This is a genomic window from Mycobacterium sp. (genome assembly GCF_049647605.1).
GTDB lineage: Bacteria > Actinomycetota > Actinomycetes > Mycobacteriales > Mycobacteriaceae > Mycobacterium.
The window spans coordinates 34,183-54,712 of record NZ_JBARXZ010000017.1 but is presented as its reverse complement, the minus strand read 5'-3'; the positions used below and the strand labels follow the sequence as shown (position 1 = coordinate 54,712).

26 protein-coding genes are annotated in these 20,530 nt (G+C 64.6%); 18 read left to right on the top strand and 8 right to left on the bottom strand.

Going from position 1 to position 20,530, the window contains the following annotated elements:
* Window positions 1-10 precede the first annotated feature (10 nt).
* Window positions 11-310 carry a hypothetical protein gene (locus WBB07_RS02205; RefSeq protein ID WP_526304316.1) on the top strand — a complete coding sequence of 100 codons (300 nt, stop codon included), beginning with the start codon at window positions 11-13 and terminating at the stop codon, window positions 308-310.
* A 103-nt stretch (window positions 311-413) separates the two neighbouring features.
* Here the strand turns inward: WBB07_RS02205 and WBB07_RS02200 are convergent, their stop codons facing one another.
* A complete protein-coding gene (locus WBB07_RS02200) occupies window positions 414-1,316 on the bottom strand; it encodes a LysR family transcriptional regulator (protein WP_526304394.1) in 903 nt (300 codons plus the stop codon).
* A gap of 141 nt (window positions 1,317-1,457) precedes the next feature.
* On the opposite strand from WBB07_RS02200, the gene WBB07_RS02195 reads away from it, so the two are divergent.
* Window positions 1,458-2,279, top strand: a complete 822-nt coding sequence (locus tag WBB07_RS02195) for an SDR family oxidoreductase (RefSeq protein WP_526304314.1) — start codon at window positions 1,458-1,460, stop codon at window positions 2,277-2,279.
* On the opposite strand, the gene WBB07_RS02190 is transcribed toward WBB07_RS02195, so the two are convergent.
* The 3 genes from WBB07_RS02190 to WBB07_RS02180 all read right to left on the bottom strand — a co-directional run bounded on the left by WBB07_RS02190 (window position 2,264) and on the right by WBB07_RS02180 (window position 3,906).
* Window positions 2,264-3,019 (bottom strand): DUF6498-containing protein, encoded by a 756-nt coding sequence (locus WBB07_RS02190; protein ID WP_526304392.1) that lies wholly within the window; start codon window positions 3,017-3,019, stop codon window positions 2,264-2,266. The genes WBB07_RS02195 and WBB07_RS02190 overlap by 16 nt on opposite strands.
* Before the next feature lie 28 nt (window positions 3,020-3,047).
* A complete protein-coding gene (gene hslR / locus WBB07_RS02185) occupies window positions 3,048-3,413 on the bottom strand; it encodes an Hsp15 family ribosome-associated heat shock protein (protein ID WP_526304312.1) in 366 nt (121 codons plus the stop codon).
* Window positions 3,414-3,477: 64 nt separating this feature from the next.
* A complete protein-coding gene (locus WBB07_RS02180) occupies window positions 3,478-3,906 on the bottom strand; it encodes a hypothetical protein (protein WP_526304310.1) in 429 nt (142 codons plus the stop codon).
* Window positions 3,907-4,118: 212 nt separating this feature from the next.
* On the opposite strand from WBB07_RS02180, the gene WBB07_RS02175 reads away from it, so the two are divergent.
* Window positions 4,119-4,712, top strand: coding sequence for a hypothetical protein (locus WBB07_RS02175; protein ID WP_526304308.1), 594 nt, complete (start codon window positions 4,119-4,121; stop codon window positions 4,710-4,712).
* 54 nt (window positions 4,713-4,766) lie between these two features.
* Here WBB07_RS02175 and WBB07_RS02170 read toward each other — a convergent pair whose 3' ends face one another.
* Both WBB07_RS02170 and WBB07_RS02165 read right to left on the bottom strand, forming a co-directional pair.
* Window positions 4,767-5,387, bottom strand: coding sequence for an FKBP-type peptidyl-prolyl cis-trans isomerase (locus WBB07_RS02170; RefSeq protein WP_526304306.1), 621 nt, complete (start codon window positions 5,385-5,387; stop codon window positions 4,767-4,769).
* Window positions 5,388-5,459: 72 nt separating this feature from the next.
* Complete coding sequence (locus WBB07_RS02165; RefSeq protein ID WP_526304304.1) at window positions 5,460-6,095, bottom strand: Type 1 glutamine amidotransferase-like domain-containing protein; 636 nt, start codon at window positions 6,093-6,095, stop codon at window positions 5,460-5,462.
* Between the two features lie 275 nt (window positions 6,096-6,370).
* Between WBB07_RS02165 and WBB07_RS02160 the strand changes: the two genes are divergently transcribed.
* The gene (locus tag WBB07_RS02160; protein ID WP_526304302.1) at window positions 6,371-6,838 is read left to right on the top strand and encodes a winged helix-turn-helix transcriptional regulator; all 468 of its coding nucleotides are present in this window, start codon (window positions 6,371-6,373) and stop codon (window positions 6,836-6,838) included.
* 19 nt (window positions 6,839-6,857) lie between these two features.
* Here WBB07_RS02160 and WBB07_RS02155 read toward each other — a convergent pair whose 3' ends face one another.
* Entirely contained in the window at window positions 6,858-7,979 is a 1,122-nt protein-coding gene (locus tag WBB07_RS02155; RefSeq protein ID WP_526304300.1) for an NmrA family NAD(P)-binding protein, read from the bottom strand.
* Between the two features lie 56 nt (window positions 7,980-8,035).
* Here WBB07_RS02155 and WBB07_RS02150 point away from each other — a divergent pair, with 56 nt between their 5' ends.
* From WBB07_RS02150 to WBB07_RS02090, 13 genes are all read left to right on the top strand, one after another.
* A complete protein-coding gene (locus WBB07_RS02150) occupies window positions 8,036-9,550 on the top strand; it encodes an FGGY-family carbohydrate kinase (protein ID WP_526304298.1) in 1,515 nt (504 codons plus the stop codon).
* A 24-nt stretch (window positions 9,551-9,574) separates the two neighbouring features.
* Window positions 9,575-10,438, top strand: coding sequence for a class II fructose-bisphosphate aldolase (locus WBB07_RS02145; RefSeq protein WP_526304295.1), 864 nt, complete (start codon window positions 9,575-9,577; stop codon window positions 10,436-10,438).
* A complete protein-coding gene (locus WBB07_RS02140; RefSeq protein WP_526304293.1) occupies window positions 10,435-11,397 on the top strand; it encodes a 1-phosphofructokinase family hexose kinase in 963 nt (320 codons plus the stop codon). The genes WBB07_RS02145 and WBB07_RS02140 overlap by 4 nt, the downstream gene beginning before the upstream one ends.
* Window positions 11,398-11,465: 68 nt before the next feature.
* The gene (locus tag WBB07_RS02135) at window positions 11,466-12,257 is read left to right on the top strand and encodes a DeoR/GlpR family DNA-binding transcription regulator (protein ID WP_526304291.1); all 792 of its coding nucleotides are present in this window, start codon (window positions 11,466-11,468) and stop codon (window positions 12,255-12,257) included.
* A gap of 262 nt (window positions 12,258-12,519) precedes the next feature.
* On the top strand, window positions 12,520-14,058 hold the full coding sequence (locus WBB07_RS02130) for an MFS transporter (RefSeq protein WP_526304289.1): 1,539 nt from the start codon (window positions 12,520-12,522) through the stop codon (window positions 14,056-14,058).
* Complete coding sequence (locus WBB07_RS02125; RefSeq protein ID WP_526304287.1) at window positions 14,045-14,620, top strand: TetR/AcrR family transcriptional regulator; 576 nt, start codon at window positions 14,045-14,047, stop codon at window positions 14,618-14,620. The genes WBB07_RS02130 and WBB07_RS02125 overlap by 14 nt, the downstream gene beginning before the upstream one ends.
* Before the next feature lie 93 nt (window positions 14,621-14,713).
* Window positions 14,714-15,112 (top strand): hypothetical protein, encoded by a 399-nt coding sequence (locus tag WBB07_RS02120; RefSeq protein ID WP_526304285.1) that lies wholly within the window; start codon window positions 14,714-14,716, stop codon window positions 15,110-15,112.
* Window positions 15,113-15,151: 39 nt separating this feature from the next.
* A complete protein-coding gene (locus WBB07_RS02115; protein WP_526304283.1) occupies window positions 15,152-15,631 on the top strand; it encodes an SRPBCC family protein in 480 nt (159 codons plus the stop codon).
* A gap of 38 nt (window positions 15,632-15,669) precedes the next feature.
* Window positions 15,670-16,230 carry a dihydrofolate reductase family protein gene (locus WBB07_RS02110; protein WP_526304281.1) on the top strand — a complete coding sequence of 187 codons (561 nt, stop codon included), beginning with the start codon at window positions 15,670-15,672 and terminating at the stop codon, window positions 16,228-16,230.
* Window positions 16,231-16,304: 74 nt separating this feature from the next.
* Window positions 16,305-16,751 carry a MarR family winged helix-turn-helix transcriptional regulator gene (locus WBB07_RS02105; protein ID WP_526304279.1) on the top strand — a complete coding sequence of 149 codons (447 nt, stop codon included), beginning with the start codon at window positions 16,305-16,307 and terminating at the stop codon, window positions 16,749-16,751.
* Window positions 16,752-16,896: 145 nt separating this feature from the next.
* The gene (locus WBB07_RS02100) at window positions 16,897-17,256 is read left to right on the top strand and encodes a hypothetical protein (RefSeq protein WP_526304277.1); all 360 of its coding nucleotides are present in this window, start codon (window positions 16,897-16,899) and stop codon (window positions 17,254-17,256) included.
* 2 nt (window positions 17,257-17,258) lie between these two features.
* Window positions 17,259-17,615: a hypothetical protein gene (locus WBB07_RS02095; protein WP_526304275.1), complete on the top strand. Its 357-nt coding sequence runs from the start codon at window positions 17,259-17,261 to the stop codon at window positions 17,613-17,615.
* A complete protein-coding gene (locus tag WBB07_RS02090) occupies window positions 17,608-18,219 on the top strand; it encodes a cysteine hydrolase family protein (protein ID WP_526304273.1) in 612 nt (203 codons plus the stop codon). The genes WBB07_RS02095 and WBB07_RS02090 overlap by 8 nt, the downstream gene beginning before the upstream one ends.
* 4 nt (window positions 18,220-18,223) lie before the next feature.
* Here WBB07_RS02090 and WBB07_RS02085 read toward each other — a convergent pair whose 3' ends face one another.
* Window positions 18,224-19,120 (bottom strand): tyrosine-protein phosphatase, encoded by an 897-nt coding sequence (locus WBB07_RS02085; protein WP_526304271.1) that lies wholly within the window; start codon window positions 19,118-19,120, stop codon window positions 18,224-18,226.
* Window positions 19,121-19,461: 341 nt separating this feature from the next.
* Between WBB07_RS02085 and WBB07_RS02080 the strand changes: the two genes are divergently transcribed.
* Entirely contained in the window at window positions 19,462-20,415 is a 954-nt protein-coding gene (locus WBB07_RS02080; RefSeq protein ID WP_526304269.1) for an adenosine deaminase, read from the top strand.
* Window positions 20,416-20,530 lie beyond the last annotated feature (115 nt).

The following is a 20,530-nucleotide window of genomic DNA, read 5'->3' as shown; positions in this document are numbered from 1 at the left end:
AGGACGGCCAGTGAGGTCCCCAGTGGTTGCCACGACTGCCATCCTGGCCGGCGTCTTCCTGGTGAGTTCAGCACTCGCCGGCCCGGCGGCCGCGGAGCCGGTTCCCGGGCCGCCGCCGGTACCTGCGATTCCAGATCCGGTCTACGGCCAGGGTTCGATGGATCAGCCGTTGGGCTATCTCGGCGACATGTGGGCAGCTTCCATGCCGACAACCCACTCGGCGCGCTCACTGTCCCACCGGTGCAGGCGTCGGGCGCTCCGCCCGGAGCCGGCGCTTCGCCGCCGCTACCTCCGGGAACCGTGTCGTTGACGGCGCCGGAGTCGTCGACTGCGCCGCTTCAGGGTGAATGGCTCGGTCCGCTACCGGGCATGCCGCCGATGCCACTGGCGCCGGCACCGCCCGCACCATGACGTCAGCGCGTCTCTTGCGCGAGCTCAGCTGCGGCGCCACGTAGTGCGGCCACCACCACCAGCACCGGTTCGGTGGGCTGCAGCGCTGTGACGGCCAGGGTGCGGCGCCCAGGCCACGTCGGATCCTCGACTCCTACCGTGGTGACCCCGTCGGGCACCGATCGGGCAGCCATCACCGGGATCAGACATACCCCCAGTCCGGCCGCGACCAGCCCAAGTCGAGCCGGCCACCCGCGCACCCGATATCGAATCTCCGGATCGTGCAGTGTCGGCCACGCCGCAAATTGTGGGTCTCCGGCGGACCCGGTTCCGGCAATCCAGGGCTCCTCACTCAGATCACGGACCGGGACCTGGCTCGCGCCCGCCAGGCGGTGACCGTTGGGTACTGCCACGCAGAGGCCGCCGCCGTACACCCGGTGGGTGGCAAGGCCGACCAAGTCGTATTCGGGCAGGCCGTCCCCGACGGCGATTACCGCGATGTCGATGCGGCCGCGATGCACGTCGCGCAACAAGGCCGGTGTCGACGCCTCGGTAAGGGTGAACGTCAACCCGGGATGATCGCGACCCAGGCGAGCCACGGTGTGGGGAACCAGGACTGACATCGCAGCGGGAAATCCCCCTACTGAGATTCGGCCGGCGAATTGATCACCGAGGCTGTCGAGGTCGTGCCGCAACGCCGTGACGCCGTTTAAGATGCGTGCCGCGTGTTCGACCACGATTGAGCCGGCGTCGGTGAGGGTCACTCCGCGGACCTCCCGGGTGAACAGCCGGTGCCCGACGGCATCTTCCATTGCGGCCACCTGCCGAGAGATCGCAGGCTGTGAGTAGCCCATCGAACGGGCCACAGCAGTGAACGAACCTTGCTGAGCGATTTCACGACAGACACGTAAACCTTCGATGGTCACCTCGGACACTTGCTCAGCCTAGGCATGCAGAACCCGTATGGGTATTGAACGAAACCCTCATGTCGTGGATGGACTGTTCACCCGCGGTGACTGGTTGGACCGAACGTCAGGATCGATGAAGCGAACACAGTAAGGACCACAATGGCCAAGACATGGTTCATCACCGGCGTATCCCGCGGAATGGGTCGCGAACTCGTCGAGCAAGCACTGACGCGCGGTGACACGGTGGCTGCGACCCTGCGTCAGCCGGGCCAGCTCGACAACCTCGCCGCGGTGCACGGCGATCGGCTGTGGCGGCGCCGCCTGGACGTGACCGACACCGCGGAGGTTCGCGCGGTGGTCGGTGAGGCATTCGACACGCTCGGCCGTATCGATGTTGTTGTCTCGAACGCGGGGTACGGGGTGTTCGGCGTGGCCGAAGATCTCAGCGATGCGCACATCGACTCGATGATCGCGACCAACCTGACCGCCTCGATCCAGCTCGCGCGTGCGGTGGTGCCGCGGCTGCGCAGCCAGGGCGGGGGAAAGCTGATGCAGATGTCGAGTATGGGCGGTCAGATGACCTTTCCGGCATTCTCGCTCTACCACGTCACAAAGTGGGGGATCGAAGGGTTCTTTGACGCGCTGGCGGTGGAGGTCGAGCCGTTCGGCATTCACACCACCCTGATCGAACCCGGTGTGGTCGGGACCGGATTCTTTGATGCTGCAGAACCGATACCGCTCAGTGAGCCTTACCGCGGGGGTGAAGCCGACCGGCCTCCGGTGGGTGCAGCTGACGCGACCGATGATCCGGTGCTGGTGGTTGCGGGGATTATTCGAGCTGCCGACGCAGACCGGCCGCCACGGCGCCTGGTACTCGGCTCGGATGCGTGGACACTGATCACCGCAGAATTGCAGGATCGGTTGACAGATGTAGTCGCCCAACGTGATAACGCGGCCAGCGCCGACTACCGGCATCGTTGATCCCAGGGCTGTTCGTTCTTCGCGCGCCGCGAGGTTTCGGCGGCGCGGTCTTTGGCCCAGAAATCCTCGAAGGTCTCTCCGGGGCGGACGTTGGGAACCCGGTTCATCACGCCACTGAGCCATTTCGGCGCGGTCGCCGGGTCCCATTGGGGTACCACATGACTCAGCGCAGCCATACTCTTCAGCGCCACGAACACTCCGAAGAATGCGTCTGCCGCGCCGGTCAACGCCACCCCCAGAAAACCGAGTAGAAGCGTCAGATGGACGACGATGACGCGACTCAGCGCATGATTTCCGGTCTGTTCCATCTGCCAGAACGACCAGGTGCCCAAGGTGGACAAGTCGACGAGGAAGTCCACGGCCAAGAACGCCAGCACGCTGAGGCATGCGATACCGACACTGCCCCAATCGATATGGGCGAGCTCACCAACGTCGTTGTGATTCAACAGAAACAGGATCGCCCCGAGGAACAATCCATGGGCCGCGCTGAAGGCCAGACTCACGAGCAGGAACCCCGACAAGAACGACATCGACTGCCCGCTGAGGCGGTTCGTGTTGGCGGCGTTGTAGTCGAAATGGCCGCGCCGCGGGTTCCAACGCCGGTGCAACAGGATCCGTGCTGCGATGAACAAGCACCCGGCGACCGTCTCGAACCAGTAGACGGCCAAGGTGGTGGCACCGGACCAGTCGGCGATGAACCAGCCGAGTGCGGGTACCGCGATGACACCCAGCAGTGTCATCAGGTGGACGAAGCGGATCACCGGTTGATCACAGTGGGTTCGTGCGCCACTTTTCGAGCATCCGGCGGTCCCGTTTGGTGGGGCGGCCGGCACCGCGGTCACGGACGGCGATCGGCACTGCCACCGTGGGCGGAAGGGCCGGCGTCCGATCCAGATAACACGTGACGGCGTCGGCCGCGCCGACCCGTTTCTGGATCACTCGGACGACCTCGACGATGCGGTTGCGGTCGCCCACCCGGGCCCGCACCGTGTCGCCGGGTACCACCGATGTCGATGGTTTGGCCGGGCGGTCATTGATCCGCACGTGTCCGCCGCGGCACGCTTCAGCAGCATCGGGTCGGGTCTTGGTCAACCGCACCGCCCACAGCCACCGATCCACCCGGGTCGACTCCATGCCGTCCATGATGAACGGTCGATGCCTGCGACAGGGATCGACCCGGCAGATTCCTTCCGGCCTGTCAGCCGGTCGGTGCAGCCTGGTCACCGGCGAGCAACATCTGGGGTACCTGGGTGAAGCGCCAGCCAGTGCCGTTGCGGATGAGTACGTACACCATGTCGAACCGCCGTTCCGGCCAGACGGGCGGCGGGGTGGGTTCGACGGGGCCGAGGTGCGAGATGATCGCGGCGATGGATTCGTGTTTCCAGGCCACCAGGGTGGGGCCTCGCAAACCGGACAGGGTCGCGGCGACTTCAGCCAGCTGTTCGGCGCCGAATCGGCGGTCCACCTGAAGAGCGAGAGCCGACGCCAGTGGGGTGACGGTCTCGAAGGACCGCTTGCTGTCGGCGGCCCCCGGATCGTGGGCAAAGATCGTTTGTGGGCGCGCCAGCTCGTGGCGCGTCGCCACCCGGTTGCCGTGAGTGTCGCGGGGGTCGAACAGTGTGACCAAGCGGAGCCGAGATAGTGGTTGTGATGTGGAACACAGTCCTGGGCGTCGGGCCGATGCAACATCAGAGGTTGCCGGTGCGATGTAGCAATCGAGTACGAGGTCGATGGCCTGACGCACTGCACCGGAGGCGCTAGCCTTGCGGGCAGGTCGGGTCCTGCCATCCTTGCAGAGGGGCCTCACCGGCTCCGTACGAAAGGACACCCGCGATCCCTATGACCGAACGAGAGCACCGCATGCTCACCGCCGCTGCTGTCAGGGTTGTGGCGGCATGCGCGATCGTCGCCGGTGGCGCATTGACCACGGCTGGGCTGGCAGCGGCCGAGCCGGTTCCGCCGCCCGCGCCGGGGGACCCGATGCCGCCACCAGCACCCGTGGGGCCGCCCATGGTGCCGGAAATGGCCAACCCTGCCTACGGCCAGGGGAACTCGGGCAGCCCGTTCGGCTATCTCGGCGATATCTGGCGGGCGGCGCGCAGCGGCGATCCGGTGGGCGCCCTTGCTGGAACTCAGGGCGGCGTGCCTGCGCCTCCACCGCCGGGTGCGGGTGAGGCACCGCCGCTGCCGCCGGGATTCGTTTCGATGACTGCCCCTGAGTCCACGACGTCGGCGCCGGGGGAGCGTTCCTCGGCCGAAACTCAAGCTGGCGGGCCGCCGCTGCCGGAGGGCTACCACCCGTTGAGTGGCCCGCCGCCTCCTGGGTGGTATGACCAGCCACCGGTCTTCGGTCCGGGTGCTCCGGCACCGGCGCCCGGTGCTCCGGCTCCGGCCGGTCCGCCGATGTTCGGTCCGGGCGCGCCGCCGGCATAGAAAAGCCGGCCCGGTTCGGGCCGGCTCTCCGGTCTTCTCTCGGTGAGAGGCGACCTAGCTCGAGGCGTTGAGGATCTTGATCGCGAAGATCAGCGTGTCACCCGGCTGGATTCCGGCGGCGGGCTGCCCGTCGGGATAGCCGTCGGCGGAGGTCACGGCCACCGCCACGGTGGAACCGACGGTCTGTCCGGCGATGGCCTTCTGGAAGCCTGGCACCACTCCGTCGAGGGGGAACTCGACCGGGGTGCCCCGTTCGTAGCTGCTGTCGAAGACGGAACCGTCACGCCCGTTGACGCCCATGTAGCAAACCGAGACTTCGGCCGTGTCCGCGACCACCGGACCGTCGCCGGCTTGGAGGGTGTGCACCTGGGTTTCCGGCACGCTGAAGGGGCCGGTGACGTTGATGAGCGGTGCGGCTGTGTCGGTGGATCCGGTGACCGCAACGCTGCCCGTGGCTCCGGGCAGTGTCCATTCGGGTTCGGCACCGGCTTCGGGCGCTGCTGTTGGGCAGCCGCTGTTCGCGGATTCGGTAGCCGATGAGGTGACCACAGGTGCGACGGAGGGGGTGCTGGTCGACGCGGTGTCCGTATCGGAGCCGCACGCAGCGAGCGTCAGGACCAGCGACGCGGCACAGGCGGTGAGTGCAATAGACGAGGGCACGCGGAAGGAATTCACGGTCGCCAGGCTACAGCCGTAGCGGTCGGCTGTCGGGGACCCTGAGGTCGCCGGCGGCTGCCATCGGGAGCCTCAGGGGGAGGAGATCAGCCGTGGCGAGGAACTGTTGTCGACGAGGAGTGCTTGGTCATCGTTGATCAGGGTCAGGGGATACGCGGCCTCGTACGTCTGCCTGATCTGAGCAATCAGGGCAGGCGGGTACGGCGGTAGTGCCCCGTCGGCGTGCGGAATGATGACCGTGTCGATCAACCCGAGTCCGGTGTGGTCGGTCAGGTCTGGCGCGCAGGTGGGATCGTCCATGAGAGAGACGGGTTCGATGCTCGGGCCCGTGACAATCGAGCCCGCACTCAAACCGACATAGGGCAGACCCGCGTGTACCTTCTGGGTCAGCACATCGGCGGTGCCGTTGCGGCGCAATGCTGCGAGCAGCGCAAAGGTGTTGCCGCCGGCTACATACAGGGCATCGATGGTGTCCAGTGCCGCCGAGAAGGCCGCAGCCTGGTCGTAGTCACCCGCGGTCACGTCGATCAGTGAGTATCCGAGTGCGGCGAGTTGGTCGCGTTCGGCGGCCACGAAGTTCTCACCTACGTGGGGAAGCGCGGCGTCGTTGAGATAGCCGATCCGAACCTCGGTCGCGGGCCGGTGCACGTGGGTCGCGATGAACTCCGGCACGGCGCCGACCCCGAGGGACAGCAGCAAAAGAGGCATGCTCTGACCCTACGGCCACCGTCGGAGCTGCGAGACGACCAGGCCGTGTGGTCCGTGCCCATGTCGGAACTGAGTTGTGTCATGCAACTCAGGGTTCCTCATCGCTGCACCTCCTGCGGTCAGCGGGACCTCCTGATTCGCCTCGACTGCTTCTCAATACAACTATCTGACAGGGTTATTCGACTGATCAGGATCCGCCTCGAGTCGTTGTTCGGTCCGGATCGACGAGTGCTCAAGTTGGTCCTGTGACAAAACTTGTCAAGTAGTGTGGTGGTGTGGCCCTCAACAATGACTACGTCGGGCAGAACTGCTCGGTGGCGCGATCGCTGGAGGTGGTCGGAGAGCGCTGGACGCTGCTCATCGTTCGTGAATTGCTGCGTCGACCACACCGATTCGCCGAGTTGCAACGTAGCCTCGGTATCGCCAAGAACATTCTCACCAACAGGCTCGACAAGCTGGTTGACCTGGAGATCGTCGAGAAAGTGCCTTACGCCGACACCCGGGACTGGAACGACTACCGGCTCACCCGAAAAGGCCTGCATCTGTACCCGGTCATCAGTGCCCTGATGGCCTGGGGAGACCGCTACCTGGCACCCAACGGTCCGCCGGTGATCATGGAGCACGACTGCGGCCATGCCGCTGGACACCGGATGGTGTGCGCGTACTGCGGTGACGACATCGTGGGGCGCAGTGTCCACCCGATTGCCGGACCCGGCGCAACGGACACCACACCGCTGGACTGACGGTGCTCTTTCCGGGCAGTTAGGGCTTTCCCCGTCTTCCGTCAGCGGTGCCCTTGAGGATCGGCGACTGTGCGTCCCAGTTTTTGGGTTGCAGTCGGTCCCAGAGGGAGCCTTTCCCCCGTTCACGCCCCCGCTGCTCCTCTCTGCGGAGCCACTCCTCGACCGTTTTTATCCTGTTCGGGTGGATCTCGTCGAGCAGCTTGTAGTCGCGCTGCACCACTGAGTGTTTCCAGAGGTTCCAGAAGCCGGTGAAGTTGTCGCGAAAGCTCATCGTGCTGGGGTCTTCGGGGTCTGCGTTGTATCCCGCAGGGGTGTCGGCGATCCGGCCGAGAATCGCCCCTTTCCAATAAGTGTCGAGATCAGTATCGATGTATCTTGCGGGGTGGCCGGTGACCCTTTCGAATGCCGAGGCAAGCTGTCCGTACCCGACATGTTCGATGGCGACTTCCAGGTTCATGCCGGTTGCGCGATCGGGATGATCAAAGAGCCACCGCACGTAGTAGCCGCAATCCTCCAGGGATACGTGCGGCACCGCTCCGTCGCCCAGCGGGACTCGCCACGTCACCACCCCGTCTTCGATGGAGGGAGTCATCGGGGTCAGCGGCGAGATCGTCATCTCGATATACGGACCTGACGTGAAGACGGCTGCTCCCATCCGGTCGCGATTATCCTTGTTTTGGAACAGGATCCATTCACCGATGCGGCCTTTGCCGTCGTAGTGGCCGGTGCGAAATCGAGAGTCGTACCCCGACTTCTTCAGCGCGTAGTCCAAGTTGCCGTAGACGAAGAACTTGATGCCCTCTTCCACGGCGATCTCATAGGCGCGGATGGCCCAATAGAGTTCGGCTTTCTCTCCGGTGTTGAAGCCGTCGATGTTGACGTACGCGCCGTCGCAACCGCGAAAACCCTTACGTAGCAAGTCTTCGTCGGTGAACGAGCCTTCGAGGATCGATACATTGTCCAGCGCCGAGAGTTCCTTGGCTCGAGTGGAGGTGGCGTCACGACTGAGTATCTGCACGGAGTATTTCTTGTCCGACACCAGCGCGTGCACGATCGGAATGCCCTGGGCGCCGGTACCGCCGATCACGAAGATCTTCGATGCGCCGTGGAGGGACTCCTCCGGCGCCGGTTGTGATGTCATGTGACGGCTCCTGCAGTGTTCGGTGTGTCGACTCCCTTCTTGGACAGTAGACCTTCATGGTTGCGCCACGCAACCGTGAAGTTGGGTGTCGGGAACTGCTGCGGAAGGTGGTCTTGACATCCGCCCGTCGTGCGACCAATGATATGCAAGTAAAGGCAACTAAAACCAACTCGTGGCACCGGGGCGCATCGCCGTCCATCCGGATGTCGAGGAGGATCGACGTGGTGGACCCGCTGTTATGTGGTTTGGATGTCGGGACCACCTCAGTCAAGGCAGTGTTGATGACCGCAGACGGAACTGAGGTTGCGCACGGCCGTGCCCCGACCGCCTGGACGGAGACCAGCGCCGGTGTCGAAGCCGACCCGTACGCCATTGCCGAGGCGGCCACGCGCGCACTGCGGGGGGCGCTGGATGGGTGCCCCGGCGCGACGGTCTCCGCGCTGGGGGTGGCCAGCATGGCCGAAGCCGGGGTGCTGGTCACCGCACAGGACACCCCGCTGGCCCCGGTCATCGCCTGGCACGACAGTCGCGACAGAGCGCAGTTGGAGAACCTGGTGGAGGAACTCGGCGGCGCGCAGTTCTCGCTGCGAACGGGGCTGCCACTGTGGACACAATGGAGTCTGACCAAGCACCGTTGGCTCTACGAGAACGCACCGCAGACCCGCGACGCGGTACGCCGCTACAACATCGCCGAATGGATTGTCCGTCAGTTCGGTGGCAGGCCGGCCTCCGAACTCTCTCTGGCTTCCAGGACCGGCTGGCTGGATCTCGAGTCGGCAACACCGTGGGACGCCGCTCTGGAGTGGTCCCGGGCGCCGAAAACCCTTCTGGGGGAGCTCGTCACCGCAGGAACCCCACTCGGTCAGGTTCGGTCTGATCATCCTTTCGGGGAAATCCGCGGCGCCATACTGACCGTCGCCGGTCACGACCATCAGGCCGCGGTCATCGGGGCGGGCGCCTTCGGGGACAACGATGAACTGGATTCTTGTGGTACCGCCGAAGCGCTGCTGCGGACGATCCCGGCGGGCCTGCCCGACAGCGCCATCACCGCACTCACCGCCGCGGGCGTCACCATCGGTTGGCACGCGGTGCAAGACAGATGGTGTGTGCTCGGCGCTACCCAGGGTGGACTCATCCTGCAACAGGTCATGGCCCACCTCGGGGCAGACCACAGTGAGCTCGCGAAACTGGACCGCGCGGCACTGGAAGCGGTCCCCGCGGCTTCCAAGGTCACCATCGCAGAAGATGGAGTCCCTCCCCGATACTCCGGCTCCGCTGCCGCCGGTGACGTCTGGCGGGCAGCGGTCGAGACAGTCACCGCTGAGGCCAGTGCCCTCAGCGACGCGATCAGCGAGGCAACCGGACCGCGTGGTGAGCTGGTCGTGACCGGCGGCTGGTGCAACAGTGCCGCTCTGATGCGTGCCAAAGCCGCAGTCCTGGGCCGGCTGTGGCGCACCGGCGCGGCAGAGGCCGGTGCGCGCGGAGCCGCGCTACTGGCCGGGCGCGCCAACGGAACCTTCGCCTCGTATGCGGAGATGCCCCGCGCCCCGCGCACGGTCGTCACCTCATAGCCACTTCACCGGACAGGTCTACTCATGCCTCTTGTCAGCACTGCCAGCATCGTCGGTCCGGCGCGTCGCGACGGTCTGGGCGTTGCCGCCTTCAACGTCGTGACCCTCGAACACGCTGAAGCGATCGCCACCGCCGCCGAGCTCGCCGGGCGACCCGCCATCCTGCAGATCAGCGAGAACGCGGTGAAGTTTCACCATCGTCGGTTGGGCCCGGTCGCCGCGGCCGCGACCGCCGTGGCCCGTGCCTCCTCGGCGCCGCTTGCGGTACACCTCGATCACATCGAGGACGTCGAGCTGCTCCACCAGGCTGCTGACCACCACATCAGCTCGGTGATGTTCGACGGATCAAAACTCGACTACCAGAGCAACGTCTCGAAAACCCGTGAGGCAGTCATCTGGGCTCACGGGAAGGGGATCTGGATCGAAGCCGAGCTCGGTGAGGTCGGCGGGAAGGAGGGGGCCCATGCTCCCGGGATTCGCACCGATCCCGACGAAGCGGTTGCATTCGTGGCGGCCACCGCGGTGGACGGGCTCGCTGTTGCGGTGGGCAGCTCGCACGCGATGGTGGATCGCACCGCGGACTTGGATATTGCGTTGATTCGTGAACTGGCGCAGAAACTCTCGGTACCACTGGTCCTGCACGGTTCGTCCGGAGTGCCCGATGAGACCCTGACCGCCGCGGTGCGGGCCGGCATGGTCAAGATCAATGTGGGGACGATCCTCAACGTGGCCTTCACCCGGACCGTCCGCGGGTACCTGGCGGAGCACCCGAGTGTTGTCGATCCACGGAAGTACCTGCTCCCGGCGCGTGAAGCGATCAGCGATCAGGTCGTCCGGATTCTCGGGGCCCTGGCGGCGGGTCCCTCAGAAGCCAAGGGCCGCAGGTGATCATCACCGTCACGCCGAACCCTGGCCTGGACTTGACGTACACGTTCGCCGTCGTGCCGGAGAGCGCGTCGGATGTTCACCGTGCCATCGGATCCACGTTGGAAGCCAGCGGTAAGGGGGTCAACGTGTCGCGCGCTCTGGCGACGGTCGGCGTCCCGACCTGTGCGATCCTTCCTGCGGGCGGGGCCACGGGTCGTGCGCTTGTGGAGTTGCTCGACGACGACGGCGTCGACCACCGGGTGACCCGGCAATCCGGTGAGACCCGGGTCAATACCACGGCCTTGCATCCCGGCGGCGGCACCGTCAAGCTCAACGGCCCCGGTGCACCACTGCGTGACTCAGAGCAGCGGGCGCTGTTGCGCGAGATCGCGTTGGCCCTTGCCGACGCCCAGGAGCACGCAGTGATCCCGCTGTGGGTCGCAATCTGCGGATCACTGCCACCCGGTGTCGGTAGTGAGTTCATCGAGGAGATGATCGCGTTGGTCCACGGCCAGGGAGCCAAGTGTGCCGTCGATGTCTCCGGAGATGCATTGGCCGCCGCGCTGTGCGCCGGGGCCGACCTGCTGGCGCCGAATCGCCAGGAACTGGCCGAAGTGACCTCCGCCGGTCAGTTTGCAGGTTCACTGGAACAGCTTGCCGCGGAAGCGAAAACGCTGTCAGCCCGCACCGGTGCACAGTTGCTCATCAGCCTGGGTGCCGACGGCGCTCTCTATGCCGACGGCAGCCAGGTGCTGCACGGGTGGGGGCCACCTCTGATACCGGTCAACACCGCCGGTGCCGGCGACGCCTTGCTGGCGGGATGGTTGGTCGACGAGGCCGAACCGAAAACTCGTCTGGCGCGGGCCATCGCCTGGGGTAGGTCCGCGTGTCTGGCGGCCACCACCGTTGATCCCAGGCCGGGTAGCGCGGGCGCTACGCCGATCACGCTCACCGAGCTGGCGGCTCAACCACCGTCGTGACCCGGACCGGTTCGGTGAGTCGGGTGGGAGACAATACGTCGAGACAGCGTTCTCCAGAAAGGCCGGGTATGGGTTCTGACGACAAGGACGCTGCCCGCACCCTGTATGCGGACCAACGCAAGCACCACATTCTGGAGACGCTGCGTCGCGATGGTCGGATCGAGGCCGCTGACATCGCGGCCCAGTTGAATGTCACCGGTGAAACCGTCCGGAAAGACCTCATCGCGCTCGAGCGCCAAGGACTGTTACGGCGGGTGCACGGCGGTGCGGTACCGGTGACATACCTGTCCTACGAACCCGCCGTCGAGACGCGAACGGGGTTCCTGTCCGAGAAGGCCCGGATCGCCAGAGCGGCGCTGGCACACCTGCCCGACCGGGGCAGTGTCCTCATCGACGCCGGGTCCACCACCGCGCAGTTGGTCGAATTGTTCCCCGGTGACCGGGAATTCACGGTTTACACGAATACGTTGCCGCTGGCGGTGCAGTTGTTGACCCGCCCCAAGTTGACGGTTTACACCCTCGGTGGCCGGGTCAGGTCCACGACATTCGCCGAGGTGGACGACTGGGCGGCGCGTGCCCTCGCGGAGATCAATGTCGACATCGCGTTCATGGGAGCCAACGGCATCAGCGTGCAGCGCGGACTGACCACTCCCGACCAATCTGAGGCGGCAATCAAGCGGCGGATGCTGGCCTGTGCCCATCGACGGATTCTGCTGGCAGACCACAGCAAGGTGGGCGCCGTCAGCGGCGTCCAGTACGGGGACCTGCTCGACATCGACCTGTTGATCACCGACTCGGCGTTGGGGGCGCCGGCCCTGGGGGAGCTGTCCGCGGCCGGACTCACCGTGGAATGCGCCTGAGACCGATGCGGGTGTGGTAATCAGCTATGCCACTGGTCAATTGGTGCGCGTGACGAATCGTGGCCCCGTTGGTGGCGACCTCGGGTGAGTACGGTGCCAACGCTCGACCAGTAGCCCGGGAATCTGCATGCGTTACATCTCCGCGGTACCTGGCTGCTTGCCTGGAAGTGTCGGAGTTGGATTCACGCCCCGAACAGATGCTCGACATCTGCAGACCGTCCGGCCTTTTTAACAGTCCGAATGGTCTGTTATGTTGATTCTTGTGATTGGTTCGCCCGAAGTGGGCAGTGAACAGCGGGCCGGGAAGCGCGAATGGGTAGCGCTGGCCGTGCTCATCGTTGGGGTCGTCGTCCTGAGCGTGGACGCCACGGTCTTGTACATGGCGGTGCCTGCGTTGACGGCCGACTTGGCTCCTTCGGCGACCCAGATCCTGTGGATCGGCGACGTGTATTCCTTTGCGCTGGCTGGGTTGTTGGTCGTGATGGGCAACGTCGCGGACCGTGTCGGTCGCAAACGGCTGCTGCTGATCGGTAGCGTCGCCTTCGGCCTGGCGTCGACATTTGCGGCACTGGCCTGGACGCCGGAGATGTTGATCGTGGCGCGAGCACTGCTCGGGGTTGCCGGGGCAACGATCATGCCGTCAACGCTGTCGATCGTGCGCAACATGTTCGAGGATCCGGCGCAACGCACGCGGGCGATCGCGGTGTGGGCGGCAGGTGCCAGTGTCGGGGCAGCTCTCGGCCCGCTCGTCGGTGGTGCGTTGCTCGAACACTTCTGGTGGGGTTCGGTTTTCCTCATCAATGTCCCACTGATGGTCATCATCGTCGTCGCCGGGTGGATCCTCCTGCCCGAATCCCGGAACCCGAATGCGGGCCCGGTCGACGTCTTTTCGGCTGTCCTGTCGGTGGTGACCATCGTCGCGGTGGTGTTTGCGATCAAGCATGCCGTCGGCGCCGGGTTGGATTGGCAGGTCCCACTGTCCCTTGTCGTGGGTGTGTTTGCCGGTGCGGCGTTCCTCCGGCGCCAGCGTCAGGTCGCGGTTCCGCTGATCGACCTCACGCTGTTTCGCGTGCCGGCCTTCTCGGGTGCGGTGGTCTCGACAGCCTTGGCGATCTTCGGATTCAGCGGGGTGCTGTTCTTCTTCTCGCAGTATCTGCAGTTGGTCCGCGGTTTCAGTCCGTTGAAGGCCGGTGTTGCCGAATTGCCGGTGACCATTCCGATGGTCCTGGTGATCGCGTTTGTCGGACTGCTGTCGGCGAGGCTGGGGCAGGGAAGGGCGCTGGGCCTGGGCCTGGCCACCATTGGGCTCGGTCTGGCGGGGCTGGGCCTGACCGAAGAACTGCCTTCCTACATCGGTGTTGCGATTTCCCTGGCCGTCATGGGCCTTGGCGTAGGCGTGGCGATGACATTGTCCACGGACGCAGTCGTCACCACGGCGCCGCGCGAACGCGCCGGCGCCGCGGCATCCATCTCCGAAACCGCCTATGAATTGGGAGTTGCACTCGGCATCGCGATCCTGGGGTCGATGCAGACCGCGCTGTACCGCGCGCGTTTGGACATCCCGGCCGGCCTCGATGTACCGACTCGCGCTGCCGTGGAGAACTCGTTGGCCACAGCACACAATCACTTCGGTACCGGCGCCGACAATGGACTCCTGGCAGCGGCCAAGCAGGCGTTTGTCGAGGCCATGCAGGTCACGTCGTTCGTGGCCGCGGGACTGTTGGTGCTGGCGGCTATCGTGGCATGGCGCGTGATTCCATCTGAAGTCGGCCAGAACAAGGACACCCATGGCACCCACTGAGCCAACAGCCAGCCGTGACAAGGAACGGACCAGACGGGCCATCCTCGATGCGGCCGAAAAGCTGTTCTCCGAAAAAGGATCCGGTGTCAGTCTGGCCGAGATCGCCGGGGCCTCCAACGTATCCAAAAGTGGTCTCCTGCATCACTTTCCCAGTCGCGATGCACTGGCTCTGGCGGTCGCGGAAGACGTGGCCAAACGTGTCTGGGACGAGGTCTACCGACGAATCGACCTGGCGGACAACAGGCCGGGCAAGTTCATGCGAGCCTATGTGCGGACCCTCACCGGCGACAGCGGAACCGCGATGCGGGTGTTTGCACCCACCTCACTGCTCGACGGCCTCGGGCACACTCCGGGCATCGACGACGTCTTCGCACGCGATGCCGAGGCGTGGCGGGAAGTGTTTGCCGCCGATGGCTTGGCGCCGGGGCTGTGCATGGTGGTCCGCACCGCCGCTGAGGGCCTGGCCGCGATCGACGGAAGCCCATATCTGAGAGCCGACGAGTTGGCCTCGGCGCGCGAGGAACTGCTCGCTCTGACGCTGAGCGAAGATTCCTGGGCATAGGGCGGCGACAAGAATCCGCCAAGAAATCGAGGAGGGCGGAACAGAACACTGGGCCGGGTAAGAACCCGAGATCAAGCCGAGGAGCGCCGCATCGTGAAGTACCTACTTGCACCCGCAGTTGTTGCCGTCGCCGCCGCCTTGATCGGCGCACCTGTCGCTTCGGCTGACAACTACGTGACGCAATCCGGCCGGGTTCTGTGCGCGGTCACACCGGATTCCACGATCGCCGACGCGGGCCAGGATGCAGTGGTCTGTCAGGGTGCGTTCACCCAGCCCGGCGCGAGATTCCAGGCTGTGACAACAGGCGATGGAACCCTCGAATGGCAGGACGCCAACCTTGCCGTCGACAATCCCACCACCACCATGGAGTACGGCACGACCTACCACCGAGGAAACTGGACGATCTATCCCGACGCGACCGGGACTCTGTTCACCAACGATCGCACCGGACGCGGGATGTTCGTCAGCATCGAAGACGTCTATGCGTTCTAGTCTCGATGAGTTTCTGATTCGGCGACGGTCAGTACCGTCATGACTGACGAAACCATGATCATCAAACGGACTATCAACGCGCCCGCCGGCACCGTGTTCGCGGTGTTGGCCGACCCGACCACTCATCAGGCGATCGACGGAACCGGTTGGGTGCGGGAGTCGCTTGACGGCAAGCAGTTGTCCGAGGTCGGGCAGGTTTTTCGGATGGCGATGTTCCACACGAACTACGACGGCCTGCACTACGAGATGGCCAATCGGGTCGAGGTCTTCGAGCCGCCCCACGCGATTGCGTGGCTGCCGGGCCAAGGTGCCGACGACGCGGCTCTCGAATTCGGCGGCTGGACCTGGCGTTACGACCTGGATCCGGTCGGCGACGACCAGACGGAGGTCACTCTGACCTATGACTGGTCAGCAGTCCCAGCGGCGATTCGCGAGTACATCGAGTTCCCACCGTTCGATCGGCAGCACCTGGAGAATTCGCTCAAGAATCTTGGCGGGCTGGCGCAAGACCGGACGTAGGCCGGCGCACAACACGAAATTCGTTTCAGGAGTATCAAATGCGACCTCTTCGCTATTCCATCAACGTCACGCTGGACGGATGCTGCGATCACCGCGACATGCCCGCGGACGAAGAGTTGCATCGGCACGCGGCCGAGAGCATCGAGCAAGCCGACGCCCTGCTGTTCGGCCGAGTCACCTACACCATGATGGAAGAGGCGTGGCGGCCGACGCCGCAGTCGGGAACACTGCCTGACTGGGTGGACCTCTGGATGGAACCGTTCGCCCGGACCATCGACGCGGCCAAAAAATACGTCGTATCAAGCACTCTGGACCGGGTGAACTGGAACGCCGAGCGCGTATCCGGGGATTTGGCGACAGCGGTCCAGAAGCTCAAGCAGACACCAGGTCAGGGACTGCTCGCGGGCGGCGTCCAGCTCCCGACGGCGTTGGCAGAGCTGGGATTGATCGACGAGTACGAGTTCATCGTGCACCCCAGGGTGGTGGGCCACGGGGCGACGGTGCTCAACGGACTATCGAGGCATCTGGACTTGAAGCTCATGTCCCGAACGGAATTTGGCTCCGGGGCAATCGCCCTGCGGTATGAGCCAACAAGGTAGGCAGGACGCCGGTTTCAAGTTCAAGGCGACCGTGTCATATAGACAGGTATACCTGTACAGGGTAACCTGTCTATATGGACTCTGGGTCACTTCCCGCTGCGGCGGTGACCGTCGCGGGATCGCTGCGGGTATTTGTCGGACGCCTGCGACGGCAACTGCAGGACGCCTCGGCAGTCGGCGAGCTGACGTCAGCGCAGGCGTCGGCGCTCGCCCGGATAGCGGCAACGGCGGAACCTACCTCGACCAGTGCGCTTGCCGGGGCGGAACGGGTGCGTCCGCAGTCGATGGCAGAGACGGTCGCGGTCCTGGAGAAGAAGGATCTCGTCTACCGAGAGCCTGACCCCACCGATGGCCGTCGGCAACTCATCTACCTCACGCCCACGGGACGCGCGTATGGCCAGGGGGCCCGCGTCTCACGTCGGGAGTGGCTGGCGAAAGCTCTTGACGAACAGCTCACCGAGGCCGAATTGGCCGTGGTGAGCGAGGCATTGGTCCTGCTCGAGCGAATCGTCGAGGAGTGATGCGCCGGGTCCGCGCCGCTTCCCCAAACCGACATCCTCGATCGAACAACAGCAACCGCGGACCGGTCCGGCGCGACCTACCGATCTCGATCTGCCCGGAATGGCCTTGTTTGCCGGCACTCTCGTGTCGCTACTACTGTTTCTGATGCAGCCCGGCACCGGGAACTGGTATCTGCTTGTCCTCACCATGGTGGCAGCCGCAGCGTTGATCGCGCGTGAGCTCACCCACGCCCGTCCTTTTCTCGATCTGCGAATACTCGGCAGCAACATTCCGCTCATCACGACCTACGGACGTGCACTGTTGGCCTACCTGGTGTCCTACAGCTTCATCTACGGCTACACCCAATGGTTGGAAGCCGGTCGCGGCCTATCTGCCAGTCAGGCCGGTCTGGCCACCTTGCCGCTGTTCGCGACCGGAATTGTGGTGTCTCTGATCAGCGGACGCCACGAGGCAAGCTCATCGTCGCCGCGGTCGCCCAGATTGTCGGCTGCGCGCTGCTCCTGACGTTGCATTCCTCGACAACAGTTTGGCTGCTCATCGTGGTTGCGCTGCTCTTCGGCATACCGCAAGGTCTCAACAGCCTCGGCCTGCAGAATTCGGTGTACCGGCAAGCCAACCGCGATGACCTCGGTGCATCGGCTGGGTTGCTGCGCACGTTTGGATATCTCGGCGCGATTGTCTCCTCCGCCGCGCAAGGCGCCTTCTACGAAGATGCCGCGGACACCACCAGCATGCACCACCTCGCCCTGCTGCTCGTCGGCATCGGCGTGGTGTTCCTGCTCATCACCGTGTTCGATCGCTCACTGGTCAGGATCGCCACCTCCACCAAACCGCAAGACCGAAAGGCTCCGACAGATGCCTGACCGACCAAACCTCGTCCCCCGAAACACAGCGTTGCTCGTGATGGACTACCAGAATGGGATCGTTGCCGAACTACCCCACACCGACTCGCTGCTGGACCGGGCCTCGACCGCGGTCGAGAGCGCTCGTGAGCACGGCGCATATGTCGGCTGGGTACGGATTGCGTTCACCGACAACGATTTCGATGCGATCCCCGAGACCAGCACCTTCGCCGCCATGACCGCTGGTGAGCCACGCTCGAGGCAGCACGTCGACGCTCCCGCCACTCAAATCCATGCCCGACTAAATCCGCTGCCAGGCGACATCACTGTCCGAAAGACACGAGTCGGCGCGTTCTACACAACCGACCTCGACCAACAACTGCGCAAACGGGCAGTCGCCACCCTCATCGTGGCGGGGTTGAGCACAAGCGGAGTTGTGCTATCCACTGTGCGCGAAGCGATGGACCGCGACTACCAGATCGTCGTCCTGCACGACGCCTGCGCAGACCGCGACCAGGACACCCATGACTTCCTGACCACCAAGCTGTTCCCCGGACACATTCATGTCACCAACGTCGATGCTCTAGAAGCACTTTGGGTCCAGCCGAGAACGTCGGCTCCCTAGCGGATCAGGCAGTGAGTGTCGACTTGAGAGCGTCGATCGTGGCGGCATCGAGGCCGACGCCCTCGGTGAGGTAGCGGTCCATGGTGCCGTAGCGGGCGTGCACCTCATCCAGGGAGGCTTGCAACGCCTCAGGGAAGACGCCGAGCATCACCCGCGTACCCTCTCCGGCTTCAGGCCCGTAAGCCTCGGTGGCGGCGGCCGCACCCGCCTCGATGGACGCCCGTGAGTACTCATTGGTGAGCAGGTAGTCACTCATGACGTCTTCGGATGAGACGCCCGCCAGGGACTGCAGGACCGCGCTGGCCCACCCGGTGCGATCTTTTCCGGAGGTGCAGTGGTAGACCTGCGGGCCGGGATTGGCTGCGATGGAACGAAACAGCTGACCGAACCGCTCGCGCTCGCCGGCATCGCTGACAAAGACCCTGTACTGGTCGATCAGCAACTGCCGGGCGCTGGCGGCGTCCAGTTCGGTCAGCGTCGGGATGGGGTTCTCGTCGCCGATGATGTTGATGTGCACGTAGGTGGTACCGGGCGGCACGATGTCCGGGCTGTCGGCGATTTCGGCGCTGGTGCGAAGGTCGTAGTCGTGGGTCAGCTTCAGGCCGGTGAGCGTGGCCATGTCGGTGTCGTCGGGGCGCAAAGCGCTGGAACGATAGAGCACGCCCTTGCGCATGTGCCGGCCCGACGCCAAGGGGTACCCATCACCCGGACCGGCGACGTCCCGGAAATTGTCGACACTGGCCAACCTCGGGGTAGTCGAGACGGCATCCGACGGTTCCGCCACAGCGACGGATATGGGACCCAGGCCGCTGATCGTGGGCCCTGCAACAGGCACCGCAAAGAGTCCGGCAGCGGCGATCACAGCCAGCGACACAGATCGAGCTCGGACAAATTCAGCCATATTCAGGTCCTCCCAAAACGTCGCCACCGGCTCAGGAAGACGATGACAACATGATCCAAGCCCGCACGTGCCACCGCGGATATGGCGGTAACGCTATCAGTGCGCCCACCGAGCCCATGGTCACGTTTCGGATGCCAATCATTTGCTCTGCTGACGTCGACCGGATGATGATGGGAATCATTGGGTCACCGCTGTTCTGACGCAGCACGGCGGGCAGGTCCTCGGGACAGTTGCACATCGCGTCTACGCTCTTGGTGGTGATAGGACGGAGGAATGGGGGGAGAGCACGGTTGCGCGAGGCGCGGTGATCGTGCGCGAGACGTTGGAGAGGGAATCGACGCATGATCGATCTGATCAGAAGCCTGCCGAAAGCAGAGTTGCATCTGCACGTCGAAGGCACACTCGAGCCTGAACTGGCGTTTGAACTCGCACGACGAAACCGAGTGACGCTGCCCTACAGCGGTGTCGACGCGTTGAAGCGCGCGTATCAGTTCAGCGACCTGCAATCGTTCCTGACCCTCTACTACGCCTGTATGGACGTACTGCGAACCCCGGCCGACTTCGAGGACTTGGCCAACGCCTACCTCGCCCGGGCAGCACACGACGGCGTCACCCACGTTGAGATGTTCTTCGATCCGCAGGCGCACACGAACAGAGGAATTGCACTCGGGGACGTAATCGCCGGACTGAGCAACGCGGCGGCGGCAGCTCGTCGACGACACGGCATTTCGGTCCTGTTGATTGCCTGCTTCCTGCGTGACCGTCCGGTTGCGGAAGCCATGGCGACTCTGGAAGCGCTGGCCGAACACACCGATGCGGTCCACGGCGTCGGGCTGGACTCCGCTGAGGTGGGCAATCCGCCCGGCGCATTCAGGGATGTCTTTCTTGCCGCCGAGCAACTCGGGCTGCATCGAGTCGCGCATGCAGGAGAAGAGGGGCCTCCAGAGTACGTCTGGGAGGCGCTCGATGTTCTCGGTGTAGAACGTGTCGATCACGGAATCCGGGCGGTCGAGGATCCGACGCTGCTCAAGCGACTTGCGAAGGATCGTGTTCCGCTCACCGTCTGTCCACTGTCAAACGTCCGACTCAGATGTGTCGATGCGTTGACGGATCACCCGCTGCCCGCACTCCTGGAGGCCGGTGTACTGGTGACCATCAACTCCGATGATCCTGCGTACTTCGGTGGCTATGTCGCAGAGAATTACGCGGCCCTACAACGGGCGCTGCGGCTCGACCAGGGCGTCGTCGAACAGTTGGCCCGGAACTCGCTGACCGCCGGTTTCACCGTGCCGTGATACCGCCCCGACGCCGGGAAAGGCACGGATTCGCTGCGTAGCCAGAGCTCAGCTCGTCGGACCTGCTCGACGAATGAGTCAATGGCGGATTTGCCCGGTGGGCGAAAACCGTTGG

Bases quoted from the DNA above. Each gene is read 5' to 3' on its own strand.
- WBB07_RS02135 (WP_526304291.1), top strand. From the start codon at position 11,466: ATGGGTTCTGACGACAAGGACGCTGCCCGCACCCTGTATGCGGACCAA.
- WBB07_RS02085 (WP_526304271.1), bottom strand. From the start codon at position 19,120: ATGGCTGAATTTGTCCGAGCTCGATCTGTGTCGCTGGCTGTGATCGCC.
- WBB07_RS02165 (WP_526304304.1), bottom strand. From the start codon at position 6,095: ATGCCTCTTTTGCTGCTGTCCCTCGGGGTCGGCGCCGTGCCGGAGTTC.
- WBB07_RS02175 (WP_526304308.1), top strand. From the start codon at position 4,119: ATGACCGAACGAGAGCACCGCATGCTCACCGCCGCTGCTGTCAGGGTT.
- WBB07_RS02155 (WP_526304300.1), bottom strand. From the start codon at position 7,979: ATGACATCACAACCGGCGCCGGAGGAGTCCCTCCACGGCGCATCGAAG.
- WBB07_RS02100 (WP_526304277.1), top strand. From the start codon at position 16,897: ATGCAGCCCGGCACCGGGAACTGGTATCTGCTTGTCCTCACCATGGTG.
- WBB07_RS02125 (WP_526304287.1), top strand. From the start codon at position 14,045: ATGGCACCCACTGAGCCAACAGCCAGCCGTGACAAGGAACGGACCAGA.
- WBB07_RS02145 (WP_526304295.1), top strand. From the start codon at position 9,575: ATGCCTCTTGTCAGCACTGCCAGCATCGTCGGTCCGGCGCGTCGCGAC.
- WBB07_RS02110 (WP_526304281.1), top strand. From the start codon at position 15,670: ATGCGACCTCTTCGCTATTCCATCAACGTCACGCTGGACGGATGCTGC.
- WBB07_RS02150 (WP_526304298.1), top strand. From the start codon at position 8,036: ATGGTTGCGCCACGCAACCGTGAAGTTGGGTGTCGGGAACTGCTGCGG.
- WBB07_RS02190 (WP_526304392.1), bottom strand. From the start codon at position 3,019: ATGACACTGCTGGGTGTCATCGCGGTACCCGCACTCGGCTGGTTCATC.
- WBB07_RS02195 (WP_526304314.1), top strand. From the start codon at position 1,458: ATGGCCAAGACATGGTTCATCACCGGCGTATCCCGCGGAATGGGTCGC.
- WBB07_RS02080 (WP_526304269.1), top strand. From the start codon at position 19,462: ATGATCGATCTGATCAGAAGCCTGCCGAAAGCAGAGTTGCATCTGCAC.
- WBB07_RS02090 (WP_526304273.1), top strand. From the start codon at position 17,608: ATGCCTGACCGACCAAACCTCGTCCCCCGAAACACAGCGTTGCTCGTG.
- WBB07_RS02115 (WP_526304283.1), top strand. From the start codon at position 15,152: ATGACTGACGAAACCATGATCATCAAACGGACTATCAACGCGCCCGCC.
- hslR (WP_526304312.1), bottom strand. From the start codon at position 3,413: ATGGAGTCGACCCGGGTGGATCGGTGGCTGTGGGCGGTGCGGTTGACC.
- WBB07_RS02105 (WP_526304279.1), top strand. From the start codon at position 16,305: ATGGACTCTGGGTCACTTCCCGCTGCGGCGGTGACCGTCGCGGGATCG.